The organism is Pseudomonas sp. FG98, assembly GCF_057808595.1.
Genome location: NZ_JBMDIJ010000055.1, coordinates 28,814 through 42,444 on the forward strand (window position 1 = coordinate 28,814; position 13,631 = coordinate 42,444).

Annotated in this window: 14 protein-coding genes; 11 read left to right on the plus strand and 3 right to left on the minus strand. The window is 64.1% G+C overall.

Annotated elements, in window-relative coordinates:
* Positions 1–6: 6 nt before the first annotated feature.
* On the minus strand, positions 7–1,461 hold the full coding sequence (locus ACODSK_RS23910; protein ID WP_489019565.1) for a hypothetical protein: 1,455 nt from the start codon (positions 1,459–1,461) through the stop codon (positions 7–9).
* Between the two features lie 384 nt (positions 1,462–1,845).
* On the opposite strand from ACODSK_RS23910, the gene ACODSK_RS23915 reads away from it, so the two are divergent.
* The 8 genes from ACODSK_RS23915 to ureG are packed head-to-tail and all read left to right on the plus strand — an operon-like array spanning position 1,846 to position 7,388.
* Complete coding sequence (locus ACODSK_RS23915) at positions 1,846–2,679, plus strand: urease accessory protein UreD (protein WP_489019566.1); 834 nt, start codon at positions 1,846–1,848, stop codon at positions 2,677–2,679.
* A 10-nt stretch (positions 2,680–2,689) separates the two neighbouring features.
* Entirely contained in the window at positions 2,690–2,992 is a 303-nt protein-coding gene (locus ACODSK_RS23920) for an urease subunit gamma (protein ID WP_075802402.1), read from the plus strand.
* A 9-nt stretch (positions 2,993–3,001) separates the two neighbouring features.
* On the plus strand, positions 3,002–3,322 hold the full coding sequence (locus tag ACODSK_RS23925) for an urease subunit beta (protein WP_489019567.1): 321 nt from the start codon (positions 3,002–3,004) through the stop codon (positions 3,320–3,322).
* Positions 3,319–5,022, plus strand: coding sequence for an urease subunit alpha (gene ureC / locus ACODSK_RS23930; protein WP_489019568.1), 1,704 nt, complete (start codon positions 3,319–3,321; stop codon positions 5,020–5,022). Before ACODSK_RS23925 ends, ureC begins: the two co-directional genes overlap by 4 nt.
* A gap of 12 nt (positions 5,023–5,034) precedes the next feature.
* Positions 5,035–5,517, plus strand: a complete 483-nt coding sequence (ureE, locus tag ACODSK_RS23935) for an urease accessory protein UreE (RefSeq protein ID WP_489019569.1) — start codon at positions 5,035–5,037, stop codon at positions 5,515–5,517.
* A gap of 20 nt (positions 5,518–5,537) precedes the next feature.
* Entirely contained in the window at positions 5,538–6,083 is a 546-nt protein-coding gene (locus ACODSK_RS23940) for a HupE/UreJ family protein (protein ID WP_489019570.1), read from the plus strand.
* Complete coding sequence (locus ACODSK_RS23945) at positions 6,083–6,757, plus strand: urease accessory protein UreF (RefSeq protein ID WP_489019571.1); 675 nt, start codon at positions 6,083–6,085, stop codon at positions 6,755–6,757. Before ACODSK_RS23940 ends, ACODSK_RS23945 begins: the two co-directional genes overlap by 1 nt.
* A 10-nt stretch (positions 6,758–6,767) precedes the next feature.
* On the plus strand, positions 6,768–7,388 hold the full coding sequence (gene ureG / locus ACODSK_RS23950; protein ID WP_489019572.1) for an urease accessory protein UreG: 621 nt from the start codon (positions 6,768–6,770) through the stop codon (positions 7,386–7,388).
* A gap of 104 nt (positions 7,389–7,492) precedes the next feature.
* On the opposite strand, the gene ACODSK_RS23955 is transcribed toward ureG, so the two are convergent.
* Positions 7,493–7,819, minus strand: coding sequence for a cupin domain-containing protein (locus ACODSK_RS23955; RefSeq protein ID WP_489019573.1), 327 nt, complete (start codon positions 7,817–7,819; stop codon positions 7,493–7,495).
* Between the two features lie 73 nt (positions 7,820–7,892).
* Here ACODSK_RS23955 and ACODSK_RS23960 point away from each other — a divergent pair, with 73 nt between their 5' ends.
* Both ACODSK_RS23960 and ACODSK_RS23965 read left to right on the plus strand, forming a co-directional pair.
* Complete coding sequence (locus ACODSK_RS23960) at positions 7,893–9,791, plus strand: M14 family metallopeptidase (RefSeq protein ID WP_489019574.1); 1,899 nt, start codon at positions 7,893–7,895, stop codon at positions 9,789–9,791.
* Between the two features lie 34 nt (positions 9,792–9,825).
* Entirely contained in the window at positions 9,826–10,515 is a 690-nt protein-coding gene (locus tag ACODSK_RS23965) for an alpha/beta hydrolase (RefSeq protein ID WP_489019575.1), read from the plus strand.
* Here the strand turns inward: ACODSK_RS23965 and ACODSK_RS23970 are convergent.
* Positions 10,512–11,282, minus strand: coding sequence for a hypothetical protein (locus ACODSK_RS23970; protein ID WP_489019576.1), 771 nt, complete (start codon positions 11,280–11,282; stop codon positions 10,512–10,514). The two genes, ACODSK_RS23965 and ACODSK_RS23970, sit on opposite strands and share 4 nt — an antisense overlap.
* An 895-nt stretch (positions 11,283–12,177) precedes the next feature.
* Here ACODSK_RS23970 and ACODSK_RS23975 point away from each other — a divergent pair.
* Positions 12,178–13,236 (plus strand): methyl-accepting chemotaxis protein, encoded by a 1,059-nt coding sequence (locus ACODSK_RS23975; RefSeq protein WP_489019577.1) that lies wholly within the window; start codon positions 12,178–12,180, stop codon positions 13,234–13,236.
* The last annotated feature ends 395 nt before the right edge of the window (positions 13,237–13,631 follow it).

Genomic DNA, 13,631 nt, shown 5'->3' on the forward strand with positions numbered 1-13,631 from the left:
CAAGCGTCAGGCAGCCTTGATGCGCTTTCCTGGCAGGCGTCCTTCTGCCCCCGTATCAACAGGCCGACGGGCAAGCAGCGCAAACACCAACAGAAATCCGAGTCCACCGCTGAGGTACACCGGCGGTAATGCCGCGAAGCAGGCAATCCATACCGGAAAGGCGCTGGCCGCGACCAGGGGCGGATTGCCCGAGGTGCTGATCAGCTTGATGGTCAGCGCCAGCAGCATCGAGTACAGGACGACGCCGAAGACACCCCAGTTCAGCCAGGCATCGGCGAAGAACACCGCGTTGGAAGTCGAGCCGCCTGCGCCGCCCCATTGCAGTGCAGCCACTTCCCGTTCCAGGTGGATATGCTTCAGGCCAAGGGCCCAGGCCAGCGGGCGAATCGAGCGCCCCAGCACATAGTCGCCGTGCAGTCTCTCCTGTTGATAGCGGAACCAATCTACGGCGGTGATGTAGGGAATCCACAGGATGCGGTTGGCGATCAGGGCCAACTGGCTGTCACGGCCGAACACACTGTACTGCTCAGGTACGTCGGAAAGCATTGCGGGAGGCTCCACGACCACCTGCTTCTGCTTCTGTTGCTGCACCAGCATTACCGAAAACCAATGATGCAGCGGTTGCGACGCGGCGTTCGTGGGAAACATCGGCACGGGATAGTTGACCTCGAGGGCGGCGACGGGCATCAGTGCCATGGGGGTATTCGCCGGCGCCTCGACTGGATAAAAGGTGGCGATCCTGCCACTGGCCAGCACGTACATCATGGCGACGCTCAGGACAAAGAACAGTGCGGTGGTGGCCAGGTTCATCCATTTGCCGCGCATCAGCCAGACTGCCATCAAGGGCACGCAAACACATAGAAGTGCCGCCTTGGACAGCGACAGTGAGGTGCCAAGGATGAACAGCACCAGCACCAGGTACCGCCAGCGTTTTCCGTGCCACCAGGCGTGAGCGATGAGCAGCGGCATCAGCGCTTGGCTGAGGATGGCGAAGCTGTAGTTGACCAGGCCGGCATTGCCGGTCTGGCCGCGCATGAAGGTGTTGCGATAGTGGGCCAGTTGCTCGGCACTGGCTCCCTGCAATGCGGCGAGCAAGGGCACCCGTTCTGCGGCGCTGCACACTGCCCAGAGCGTCAGCACGTAGAGGACGACGATGAACGCCATGATCAGGTCGGGGCGCCGTGGCAGGTTTAGCGCTGCCGCGAGCCGGTCGGCCCAGGCCACCGGCAGCCAGCGATAGGCAAGGATGAAGCTGAGGGCGCTGGTCAGCAGGGCGATGAACAGGGTCATGACCGGCTCGAGCGGATAACGGGCAAAGCCGATCACGTTCTGCGGCAGGTAATAGGTGGCGAAGACAAGCAGCGGCATGAGGAATAGCCAGTGCTTCCTGATGATGTCGAACATGAATGAATCCCTCGTGGTGGGCCGTGACGGACACACGACTAATGAACGGACACTCACGGATGCAGTTAGTGCAGCGGCTTGTGAGGATGCATACAGCTTTCGCAACGGGGACGTTTTATAGATAAGAAGGGGGAAAAGGGATGTAGGAAAAGGCGTCAATAATTGTAGGAGCCATCTTTCGTGGTGGGGAATTTCCCGGTGAACGGCAGTCGGCCTCAGTGGCAGTTGTCCATACCGGTGCACTTCTCGCGCAGGAAATCCCCTACATGCGCCATTCTGGCCCGCAATATGCTTTTACAGCTTCCAACGATTGCTGATCGATCGATCAGCTCTGCGCAACGCCGCTCATAACCAGGCCGCGCAGAGGTTCTTCATCAGCCGCGAAGGCCCGGAAATGCTTGTTCCGAGCCAGTAAACGCGGCGTTTGCCGGAAGCGCTGGAATGTCCCTACCCGAACAGCTTCCGCCCGTGGACACCACCACGGGCTGGAGCGCCGAGCTGAAGTTGCGTTTTGTCGAGCGTGGCGGGAAGACCTGTATTGGTGCGCGACGTCATTTCGGACCTCTTTTGGTGCAGCGGCCTTTTTATCCGGAAGGTGCACCCTGTCATGTCTATGTATTGCACCCGCCCGGTGGCGTGGTCGGCGGTGACCGCCTGACCCTCGACGTGCACCTGGAACCCGGCAGCCATGCACTGCTGACCATGCCCGGGGCGACCAAGTTCTATCGCAGCGCCGGCCCGGTGTCGTTGCTCAAGCAGCATTTCCATCTGGCCGAGGGCAGCACTCTGGAGTGGCTGCCCCACGGCAATATCTGCTTCCCCGGTGCCCGCGCCCGTCTGGAAAACCGCTTCAGCCTGGCGCCTGGTGCTCGATTGCTGGCCTGGGAGACCTTGTGCCTGGGTCGTCCGGTGATGAACGAGCGCTTCAGCCATGGTGCCGTCGACAGCCGCCTGCAAGTCGATATGCCTGACGATCCGGGCCTGCAGGAGCGCCTGCGGGTCGACGGCGCCAGCCTGGACAAGCTCGGCGGCTATCCGCTGCAAGCGACCTTCTGCGCCGCGCCCGCCACCCCGGAGCTGCTGGAGCAGGCGCGCACCCTTATCGAGCACCTTCCTGTACCGGCCGGGGCGACCCTGCTCGGCCAACTGCTGGTGGTCCGCTTGCTGGACCACGACAACCAACGCCTTCAATCCACACTGATGCGCCTGTGGTGTGCACTGCGTCCGGCCATTACCGGCCTGGCACCGTGCCCGCCGCGGATCTGGGCCACCTGAGAGAGCGACCATGGAGCTGACCCCGAGAGAGAAAGACAAACTGCTGCTGTTCACCGCCGCGCTGCTCGCCGAGCGCCGTCGGGACCGCGGCCTGAAGCTCAACTACCCGGAAGCGGTGGCGCTGATCAGCGCGGCAGTGATGGAGGGGGCCCGTGATGGCCGCACCGTCGCCGAGCTGATGAACCTCGGTCGCGAGGTACTGGGCCGCGACGAGGTGATGGAAGGCGTGGCGGAGATGATCCACGACGTCCAGGTCGAAGCGACCTTTCCCGACGGGACCAAGCTGGTCACCGTCCATGACCCTATCGTCTAGGAGTGCAGGATGATTCCCGGAGAAGTACAGGTCGCCGCCAGCGGCGATATCGAACTGAATGCCGGCCGCGAGACCATCAGCGTCAGCGTCGCCAACCACGGTGACCGCCCGGTACAGGTCGGCTCGCACTACCACTTCTACGAAGTCAACGACTGCCTGGTGTTCGAGCGCGAGGCCGCCCGCGGCTATCGCCTGGACATTCCCGCCGGCACCGCCGTGCGCTTCGAGCCCGGCCAGTCGCGCAGCGTGACCCTGGTGGCCTACGCCGGCAAGCGTGAGGTCTACGGCTTCCAGGGCAAGGTCATGGGCAAGCTGGAGGTGGGCGCATGAGCCGGATTTCCCGTCGGGCCTATGCCGACATGTTCGGCCCCACCGTCGGCGACCGCGTGCGCCTGGCCGACACCGAGCTGTGGGTGGAAGTGGAGAAGGACTTCACCATTTACGGTGAGGAAGTGAAGTTCGGTGGCGGCAAGGTGATCCGCGATGGCATGGGCCAGGGCCAGATGCTCGCCGCCGAAGCCATGGACCTGGTGCTGACCAACGCGCTGATCATCGATCACTGGGGCATCGTCAAGGCCGATATCGGGGTCAAGGACGGACGCATCTTCGGCATCGGCAAGGCCGGCAACCCCGACGTGCAGCCCGGCGTGACCCTGCCGGTGGGCCCGGGCACCGAGGTGATCGCCGCCGAAGGCAAGATCGTCACCGCCGGCGGCATCGACTCGCATATCCACTTCATCTGCCCGCAGCAGGTGGAAGAAGCGCTGACCTCCGGCATCACCACCTTCATCGGCGGCGGCACCGGGCCGGCCACCGGCACCAACGCCACCACTTGCACTTCCGGCCCCTGGTACCTGGCGCGCATGCTCCAGGCCGCCGATGAGCTGCCGATCAATATCGGCCTGCTGGGCAAGGGCAACGCCTCGCAACCCGAGGCCCTGCGCGAGCAGATCGCTGCCGGTGCGGTGGGCCTCAAGCTGCACGAGGACTGGGGCTCGACCCCGGCGGCCATCGATTGCTGCCTGGGCGTGGCCGAGGAAATGGACGTGCAGGTGGCGATCCACACCGACACCCTCAACGAGTCCGGCTGCATCGAGGACACCCTGGCGGCCATCGGCGATCGCACCATCCATACCTTCCACACCGAGGGCGCGGGTGGCGGCCATGCGCCGGACATCATCCGCGCGGCGAGCTTCGCCAACGTGCTGCCGTCCTCCACCAACCCGACTTTGCCGTACACGGTGAACACCGTGGACGAGCACCTCGACATGCTGATGGTCTGCCATCACCTGGACACCAGCATCGCCGAGGACGTGGCCTTCGCCGAATCGCGCATCCGCCGCGAGACCATCGCCGCCGAGGACATCCTCCACGACCTCGGTGCCTTCGCCATGACGTCCTCGGACTCCCAGGCCATGGGCCGGGTCGGCGAGGTGGTGCTGCGCACCTGGCAGGTAGCGCACCAGATGAAATTGCGTCGCGGTCCGCTGGCCGGGGACTCTTCGTACAGCGACAACACCCGGGTCAAGCGCTATATCGCCAAGTACACCATCAACCCGGCGCTGACCCATGGCATCGCCCATGAGGTGGGCTCGCTGGAGGCCGGCAAGCTGGCCGACCTGGTGCTGTGGTCGCCGGCCTTCTTCGGGGTCAAACCGGCCCTGGTGGTGAAGGGCGGGATGATCGCCACTGCGCCCATGGGTGATATCAACGGTTCGATCCCGACCCCGCAGCCCGTGCATTACCGACCGATGTTCGGCGCCCTTGGCCAGGCGCGACATGCCACGCGGATGACCTTCCTGTCCCGCGAGGCGCTTGATCGCGGTGTGCACCAGCAACTCGGCCTGCGCAGCCTGATCGGCCTGGCCCATGGCTGCCGCACGGTACGCAAGGGCGACATGGTGCACAACGGCCTGATGCCGAATATCGAAGTGGATTCGCAGACCTACCAGGTGCGCGCCGATGGCGAGCTGCTGGTGTGCGAGCCGGCCACGGTACTGCCGATGGCCCAGCGTTATTTTTTGTTCTGAGAAGGAGATCCCATGATTCTGTTGACCCGCAAGGTGGGCGAGGGCGTCGCGACGGCCACCGCCACCCTGAGCCTGGATGTCCGGATCAAGAGCCGGGTGCGCATCACCCTCGACGATGGCCGCGATGCCGGGCTGATGCTGGAGCGCGGCCAGTTGATCCGTGGCGGCGAGCTGCTGACGGACGAGGCCGGCGACGAGGTGGTCCGCGTGATCGCCGCTGCCGAGGAAGTCTCCACCGTGCGTTCCGACGATCCGCTGGCCTTGGCCCGTTGTGCCTATCACCTGGGCAACCGCCATGTGCCGTTGCAGGTCGAGGCGGGGTTCCTGCGCTACCAGCATGACTATGTGCTGGACGACATGGTCCGCGGCTTCGGCCTGGAGGTCCGGGTCGAGCAAGCACCGTTCGAACCCGAGGCCGGTGCCTACCAGAGCGCACCGCACAGCCATAACCATTCCGATCATCTGTTCGTCCGCCTGCCTGCGCAGGCGCTGTGAATTACAACAAGGAGTCCTCCATGAAGAAGTTTCTCGCCCTTGCCCTGCTGCTGGTCGCCGTGCCGGCCTTCGCCCACCCCGGCCACGATGCCAACCCGCTGCAGGACGGTCTGCTGCACCCGCTGACCGGTCTCGACCACCTGCTGATGCTGTTGGGCACCGGCGTGCTGGCGGCGCTGACCCGACGCAATCTGGTGCTGCCGGGCCTGACCCTGGCGGCGATGTTCGCTGGCGCGGTGTTCGGTCATCTGTTCGGTGGTGTGATCGGCATGGAGCAGATGATCTTCGGTTCGCTGCTGGTGGCTGCCGTGGCCATGCTTCTGCCACGCCGTCAGCTCCTGCTGTCGCTGCTGATGCCGGTATTCGCCCTGTTCCATGGCTGGGCCCATGGCGTCGAGTCGAGCCCGGGTGCCTTCTGGCTGTTCAGCGCCGGCTTCGTCACCGTCAGCGGCCTGTTGCTGCTGGCCGGCTTTGCCGTGGGTTGCCTGCTGCGCCGTCACCAGCGCCTGCAGCAGGCCTTCGGCGGCGGCCTGCTGGCCGGCGCGGCGCTGATCGTGGCGGGCTGATGAGCAGTGACCTGAAGCTGTTGCGCCTGTTGCAACTGGCCAGTCCGGGCTTGCCGGTGGGTGGATTCACCTATTCGCAGGGCCTGGAATGGGCAGTGGAGGCGGGCTGGGTAAAGGGCGCCGAAGGTTTTCGCGCCTGGCAGCGGCAGCAGATCGACGACACCCTCGGCTATCTCGACTGGCCGCTGCTGGTGCGTCTGTATCAAGCCTGCGAGGCCGACGATGCCGAGGCCTTCGCCCACTGGAGCCGCTTTCTCCTGGCCAACCGCGAAACTGCCGAGCTGCGCACCGAGGAACGCCAGCGCGGTGCGGCCCTGGCGCGCATGCTCGATGGCTGGCAACTGGGCCAGGCGCCGCAGTGGCGCGCCAGCCTGGAGCTGACCCAACTGGGCGGCATGGCCTGGCTGGCGGCGCACTGGCAGATCCCCTTGCGCGACCTGTTGCTGGGCCATGGTTTCAGCTGGCTGGAAGGCGCGGTAATGGCCGGGGTCAAGCTGGTACCGTTCGGTCAGCAGGCGGCGCAAAGCCTGCTGCGCGACCTGTCCGAAGACTTGTGCACGGTGCTGGAGCGCGCCCTTGTGCTGAGCGATGACGAACTGGGCGGCGGCCTGCCGCTGCTGGCGATTGCCTCGGCGCGCCACGAAACCCAATACACCCGATTGTTCCGATCCTGAGGAATTCCCTATGCAAAGCTACAAGCAACCACTGCGTGTCGGTGTCGGCGGCCCGGTCGGTTCCGGCAAGACCGCGCTGCTCGAAGCGCTGTGCAAGGCCATGCGCGACCACTATGAAATCGCCGTGGTGACCAACGACATCTACACCAAGGAAGACCAGCGCATCCTCACCGAGGCCGGCGCCCTGGAGCCCGAGCGTATCGTCGGCGTGGAAACCGGCGGTTGCCCGCACACCGCGATCCGCGAGGACGCCTCGATGAACCTGGCGGCGGTGGAAGAGCTGGCGCGCAAGTTCGGCAACCTGGAAGTGATCTTCGTCGAGAGCGGCGGCGACAACCTCAGCGCCACCTTCAGCCCGGAACTGGCCGACCTCACCGTCTACGTCATCGATGTCGCCGAAGGCGAGAAGATCCCGCGCAAGGGCGGGCCGGGGATCACCAAATCGGACTTCCTGGTGATCAACAAGATCGACCTGGCGCCCTATGTCGGCGCCTCGCTGGAAGTGATGGAAAGTGACACCCGGCGCATGCGGCCGGAGCGGCCGTGGGCCTTCACCAATCTGAAAACCGGGCATGGGTTGCAGACCTTGATCGACTTCATCGTGGATCGGGGGATGTTGCGGGCGGTCTGAGAGCTGTTTTGCTCTCTGGGGCCTCATCGCTGGCAAGCCAGCTCCCACAGGTTTCGCGGCGCATGCGATCTTTGTGGGAGCTGGCTTGCCAGCGATGAGGCCCTTCAATTCATTGCATAAAACACTGCCAGCCACACCGTTGGCTGGCCAGCCTCGGTCCACTCCACCCGATGCTTGCATCCCGCCGGAATATCCAGAAAATCCCCCGGCCCCAGCACCCGCACCTCGGCCTCATGCTCCAGGCGCAAGCCCGCCGAGCCACTCAGCACCAGCACGAATTCCCCCTCCGCCTGGTCATACCAGAACCCCTCCGGACTGCACTGCCCGGTGGATACGATGCGCTCGATACGCAGCCCCGGGCGCTTGAGCAGGTCATCGAAACGCTCTTCCAGCGCCGCCTCGGCGATGCCCTCGAACAGGTTGTGCAACATGGCTGATCCGTCCCTCGTAACCTTTGGCAATGTGTTCTAAGGTTGCCAGTTCCTGTGCGAGAAAGGACTCCCCATGAAGCATTCGAACCGTTTTTTTGCCGCGTTGCTGCTGGGTGCCAGCCCCGCCGCGCTGGCTGCCTTGCCCTCGGCCCCGGCCTATATCGACGACAGCGGCTACCCGCAGGCGGCCAAGCAGCGCATCCTGCCGCCGATGTTCGAGCAGCAGATCAGCAGCACGCGCTATATCGCCAAGGCCGACAACCCGTTGATCACCGTGGCTGAGGCCAGCGACTTCAAGCACACCAGCACCTACGAAGAAACCCGCGCCTGGCTGCGCAAGCTGGCCGCCGCTTCGGGCGGCAAGGTGGCACTGAGTGAATTGCCCGAGAAGAGCGCCGAAGGCTACCCGATGATGCTGGCGGTGGTTTCGCTGTCTGCCGACAAGTCTCCGGAAGGCCTGAAGAAGAGCGGCAAACCGACGATTTTTGTCGAGGCCGAGATCCACCCCGGAGAGTCCAACGGCAAGGACGCCATGTTCATGCTGCTGCGCGACATGACCGCAGGCGACAAGCCCCTGGCCGCGTTGCTGGAGCGGGTCAATATCCTCTTCATCCCGACCTTGAACATCGACGGCGATGTGCGCCGCAGCGCTTACGGCCGGATTAACCAGAACGGTCCGGACATCGCCGGCTGGCGGGTCAACGGCCTGAACTACAACCTCAACCGCGACTTCACCAAGCTCGACAGCGCCGAGATCCGCAATGTCGCCTGGGTGTTCAACCACTACGAACTGAGCTTCTTCGCCGACACCCACTCCACCGACGGCGCCATGTACCCGTATGACAGTTCCTACTGTCATAACGGCAATGGCTGGTCGCCGGCCAGCAGCGCCTGGATGGACCAGGTCATGCGTGCACCGGTGTACCAGGCGCTGCAAGGCGAGGGGCATGTGGTGCATGAATGCATCAGCTTCAACGACAACCAGGACCCGACCCAGGGCTACTACCCATACCGCACTGACCTGGCGCGCTTTTCCAACCAGTACGGCGATATCCGCAACGTCCCCTCGATCCTCATCGAACAGCACGCCCTGCACCCGTACCGCACCCAGGTGCTGGGCAACTACGTGATGCTCAAGGCGATGTTCCAGGTCATAGGCGAGCAGGCCGACTCGCTACGCGCCGCCATCGACAAGGACCGCGTCCGGCTCGCCGCGCAGCAGGACGTCGTCCTCACCTGGAAACCCGGCAAGCCGGAAACCGTGCCCTTCACCGTGGGCGACTACCGCTACGAAACCTCGCCGATCACCGGGGCGAAGACCATCGTCTGGAGCAACCAGCCGAAAACCCTCGAAGTACCGGTGACCGGCAACACCGAGCCGGACCTGGTGGTCAAGCGGCCGAAGCAGTACATCGTCCCGGCGCAATGGCGCGAGGTGATCGCCCGCCTCAAGGCCCATGGCATTGCCATGCGTACCCTCGACAAACCGACGGCGGTGGCGGTGCAGCTGTACCGCATGGACAACGTCAAGGTGGCGGGCGGTTTCGAGCCGGACCGGACGCAAAGCAACGAAATCCCCGGCTACGAAGGGCATCTGCTGGTCAGCGGCACGGGCAAGCCGTTCCAGCGCTTGCAGACCTTCCCGGCAGGGTCGGTGGTGATCGACACCGATCAGCCGCTCGGCGTACTGGCGATCAACCTGCTGCACCCGGAAAGCCCGGACTCGTTCTGGTCCTGGGGCTTCTTCAACTCGACCCTGATCGCGGCCGAGGAGCCGGAGGAATATGTGATGGAGCCGATGGCGCGGAAGATGCTGGAGGAGGATGCGGGGTTGCGGGCGGAGTTCGACAGGAAGTTGAAGGACGATGCCGGGTTTGCGGCGGATCCGAAGGCGCGGTTGAACTGGTTTTATCAGCGGACGCCTTTTTATGATGTGAATGCGTTTGTTTATCCGGTGGGGGTTGTGGAGTGAGGGGGCGGGGGCGATTGATTCCTCGTCGTTTCACATGACCCCGGATGTTCATTACGCAGGACGGCGGCTGCATGTCGATCACCGTCCCGGCGCAGGCGACTGCCACTTGCTGGCGATCCATGGCGGTGGAGAGGGGCATCTTGGTGTCTTCTCCGGACTGCGCGATCAGCTCTGGCAGCACGGCATTGGTTCCACCGCCTTCGACTGCATCGGTCACGGCAGTACCGGTGGGGTCATGGCCGGCTCCTCGCTGCGCGATCGCGAAGAGCAGGCCCGTGCAGTGATCGAGGCGTCGCGCACGCCGACCGCGATCATCGGCGCGAGCATGGGCGCCTACAACGCGGTGCGTCTGGCCGAGCGTTTCGCCCCGCGTGGCCTGGTTCTGGTGGTGCCGGGCATCTATCACGCCGAGGTCTACGGGGTGCCGTTCGGTCCCGCATTCTCGCAACGGATCCGCCAGCCACGCAGTTGGGACGGCAGCGATGCCTGGGGCATGCTCGGGCGTTTCCGCGGGCGTCTGCTGGTGATCGCGGCCGGGGCGGACGAGGTGATTCCGCTGGAGATTCCCCAGCGCCTGTACGATTCGGCAGTCAATGCAGAATCGCGGGCGCTGCTGGTGGTGCCGGACGCGCCGCACAAGGGGTTGCTGGCGCGCATGCTGGATGATCCGCTGTGGCGCCCGCAGTTGCTCGAACACTTGCTGCATTGTCTCGCCACCGCCTAGGCAGTCGCGGGCAGGCTGCGGGTAGCGCGGGTGTAGATGCGCTTCGATGCCTTGCACGCCGGCGGATAACGCTGGAATAGCCGGACGACCCAGTCGGGGCGGGTCTTGCTGGCGTCGTTGAGCCAGTTGGCCAGCGAGTCCTGGGGGTATTTTTCGGCTTCCGCCAGTAGCGGCACCAGCAGCCCTTCGGCAATCTCCGGTTCGCTTTTGAGGCGGGCGATGTGTTCGCACCAGACTCCGCGCGGGCGCAGGATCTCGATGCAGAAGCGGCGCACCAGCGGGTCGCTGGAGGTACTGTGGCGTTGCAACAGGGCGAGGCTGTGGGGCAGGTCGCCCGCCAGTTGCGGGCGCAGGGCCAGCCAGGCCCATTCGCGTACGCCGAAGTGACTATCGGTGGCGAAGCGCAACTGGCTTTGCACGGCTGACTCGACGCCATCGTCGCGCAGCGTCCAGGCGTTGGCGAAGGCAGACCAGCCGCGTACGGTATCGGAAGCATGATTGAACAGCAGGTTGTGCTGTTGGTCCCGGGACTGCGGCGAAGCGGCCTCCAGCCATTGGCCCAATGCCTGGCCAATTGTTGCAACTTTTTTCGAGATACCCAGTGAATGACTGGCCTGGGCAGCCTCCACAAGGGCCTTGCCCAGTGTCCCGTCGAGCTGCGGGGCAATGCTCGCGGCCAATGTCCGCTGGTCTACGGCAAGGCATTCGGCGAGGTTGCGGGTTTGCATAATGCCTTGATCGATAAGTTCTTTTCGGTTCTCGCTCATTGTTCCTTCCTTGGCGGTGGATCGATCTGCAGGCGCCATGCAGCTCTGCCGCTGGGGCTCAATCCGACATTTTCATGCCCACGTTGACGCGATGAATAGCCGCGAACAGACAATAGTGTCATATTGAGATCAATCGTTTGCGGATGTTACCATTTCCTTACTATAAGTAGGGTAATGCCGGGCATTGGAAGCCCGGGCAAAAAGAGGTTTCCCGCCCTTGGGGAACCGCATGGATGCCCAGCGCGTGAACCCCCTCCGGAACACTCCTGTGCACCAGGGCCCGTGCCGTTCGCACGGGTTCCGCTCCCCGATGGCTGCGGCGTCAAGACAGAACACTGATCGGTCACCGTCACCTGCGGCCCGGCCAGGGCGAACTCACAGGTTGGAGAAAGGTATGTCACAGGCATTCACGCTGAAGAACCTCAGCGTTACCCGCAAACTGGGCCTCGGCTTCGGCCTGCTGTTGTCTTTAGCCTTGCTGCTGTCGTTACTCGGCGGCTTCGGCTTGCAGAACAGCAGTGCTTCGCTGAAGCGCATCAGCTTTATCAGCGGCCTGTTCGACGAGATCGTGTTTACCCGCGAGGCCAACTACAACCTGGCCCTGGGCGGCGATGCCCAGCACCAGGCCCTGCACCAGGAGCACCATGCCAAGCTCAAGGAAGGTTTCGATCAACTGGTGCTGGACGCCCGTGAAGGCCGCTGGCCGGCCCAGGACCTGGCCGCCGCGCAGAAGCTCCAGGCCGACCTCGAGCGTTACGGCAAAGCCCGCGAGCAGGCACGCTCGGCGGCCGAACTGAGCGCCGCCAACCAGTTGCTGTCGCAATTGCAGGATGGTGCCAATACCCTCTACTACGCCGAGGAAGAGCGTGCGGCGGAGCAGGTGAAGAGCACCCATATGCTGCTGGCGGTGATCAGCCTGGTGGCGATCCTGTGCGGCATAGTCGTCGCCTTGCTGATCAGTCGGCAGATCGTCTTTCCGCTGCGCCAGGCGGTACAGGCCGCGCAGCGTATCGCCGGCGGCGACCTGACCGTGGATATCAAGGTCGAGCGCAGCGATGAATTGGGCGTGCTGCTGCGCGCGCTGAACACCATGAATACCAGCCTGCGCGAGGTGATTTCGCAAATCGGTTGCGGCTCGCAGCAACTGGCTGCCTCGGCTTCGCAACTGGCTGCGATCACCAGCAGCACCCGCGAAGGCATCGACAGCCAGCGCAACGAAACCGATATGGTCGCCACGGCGATGAACGAGATCGCTGCCACGGTGCAGGAAGTGGCGCGCAACTCCGAGGAGGCCGCCAGCGCCGCCAAGGGCGCCGACCATGAGGTGACCAGCGTGTTGGCCCTGTCCCAGCAGGCGATCCGCCAGATCGAGGCGATGGCCAATGGCGTGGGTATCTCCGCCGAGTCGCTGGGCCGCCTGCAACAGGAATGCGGTCGTATCGGCGCGATCCTCGATGTGATCAAGGCGGTGGCCGAGCAGACCAACCTGCTGGCCCTCAACGCCGCCATCGAGGCCGCCCGTGCCGGTGAGGCGGGGCGCGGCTTCGCCGTGGTCGCCGACGAGGTGCGCAACCTGGCCCAGCGCACCCAGGCCTCGTCCAGCGAGATCGAGCAACTGATCATCAAGCTGCAGCACATCGCCAACGAAAGCACCGGCATGATGCAGACCAACCTGGAGCAGACCAATGCCTCGGTGACCGGCGTGCGCGATACCGGCACGGCGCTGGAGCACATCACCCGCCAGGTTTCGAATATCCAGCAGATGAGCGAACTGATTGCCACCGCCGCGGAAGAGCAAGCGGCGGTGACCGAGGAAATCAACCAGAGCGTGACCCGGGTCCGCGAGACCGCCGAGGAATCGGCCACGGCCAGCGCCGAGATCTCTGCGGCCAGTACCGAACTGAGCCACCTGAGCACTCAGTTGCATGTGATGGTGGGGCACTTCCGCTTCTGATCTGATCCGTATTTTTCTGTGCTTTCTGAATCTGTTATGCAAACAGCCGTTTGCCGAGAATAGGCCCCATGCAGACGGCTCCAGGGCGGAGCGGGCGCTTCGGGTCCGGGTTGTCTGGGCGGCTGATCACCGTTTCGGTGAGGCCGCGATTCTCGGCAAGCGGAGGCAGTGATGGGCAAGATGGCGATTTTTCTGTTCGGGTTTCTGGCACTGGCAATCGTGATTGGGGCGTTGGGGACTATTTCGCCGGTTTGAGTGATGGGCTCGCCGCGGCATTGGCGCGTTTCAACAAGCGAAGGGCATGGGTATCTACACATCTTCCGGCTTATCAAAACACTTGTGCGACGCGGTCCAGGTAGGAGCTGCTTTAGCTGCGATGGACCGCGCTAGCGGTC

Bases quoted from the DNA above. Each gene is read 5' to 3' on its own strand.
- ACODSK_RS23915 (WP_489019566.1), top strand. From the start codon at position 1,846: ATGTCCCTACCCGAACAGCTTCCGCCCGTGGACACCACCACGGGCTGG.
- ACODSK_RS23920 (WP_075802402.1), top strand. From the start codon at position 2,690: ATGGAGCTGACCCCGAGAGAGAAAGACAAACTGCTGCTGTTCACCGCC.
- ACODSK_RS23925 (WP_489019567.1), top strand. From the start codon at position 3,002: ATGATTCCCGGAGAAGTACAGGTCGCCGCCAGCGGCGATATCGAACTG.
- ureC (WP_489019568.1), top strand. From the start codon at position 3,319: ATGAGCCGGATTTCCCGTCGGGCCTATGCCGACATGTTCGGCCCCACC.
- ureE (WP_489019569.1), top strand. From the start codon at position 5,035: ATGATTCTGTTGACCCGCAAGGTGGGCGAGGGCGTCGCGACGGCCACC.
- ACODSK_RS23940 (WP_489019570.1), top strand. From the start codon at position 5,538: ATGAAGAAGTTTCTCGCCCTTGCCCTGCTGCTGGTCGCCGTGCCGGCC.
- ACODSK_RS23945 (WP_489019571.1), top strand. From the start codon at position 6,083: ATGAGCAGTGACCTGAAGCTGTTGCGCCTGTTGCAACTGGCCAGTCCG.
- ureG (WP_489019572.1), top strand. From the start codon at position 6,768: ATGCAAAGCTACAAGCAACCACTGCGTGTCGGTGTCGGCGGCCCGGTC.
- ACODSK_RS23955 (WP_489019573.1), bottom strand. From the start codon at position 7,819: ATGTTGCACAACCTGTTCGAGGGCATCGCCGAGGCGGCGCTGGAAGAG.
- ACODSK_RS23960 (WP_489019574.1), top strand. From the start codon at position 7,893: ATGAAGCATTCGAACCGTTTTTTTGCCGCGTTGCTGCTGGGTGCCAGC.
- ACODSK_RS23965 (WP_489019575.1), top strand. From the start codon at position 9,826: ATGACCCCGGATGTTCATTACGCAGGACGGCGGCTGCATGTCGATCAC.
- ACODSK_RS23970 (WP_489019576.1), bottom strand. From the start codon at position 11,282: ATGAGCGAGAACCGAAAAGAACTTATCGATCAAGGCATTATGCAAACC.
- ACODSK_RS23975 (WP_489019577.1), top strand. From the start codon at position 12,178: ATGCTGCTGGCGGTGATCAGCCTGGTGGCGATCCTGTGCGGCATAGTC.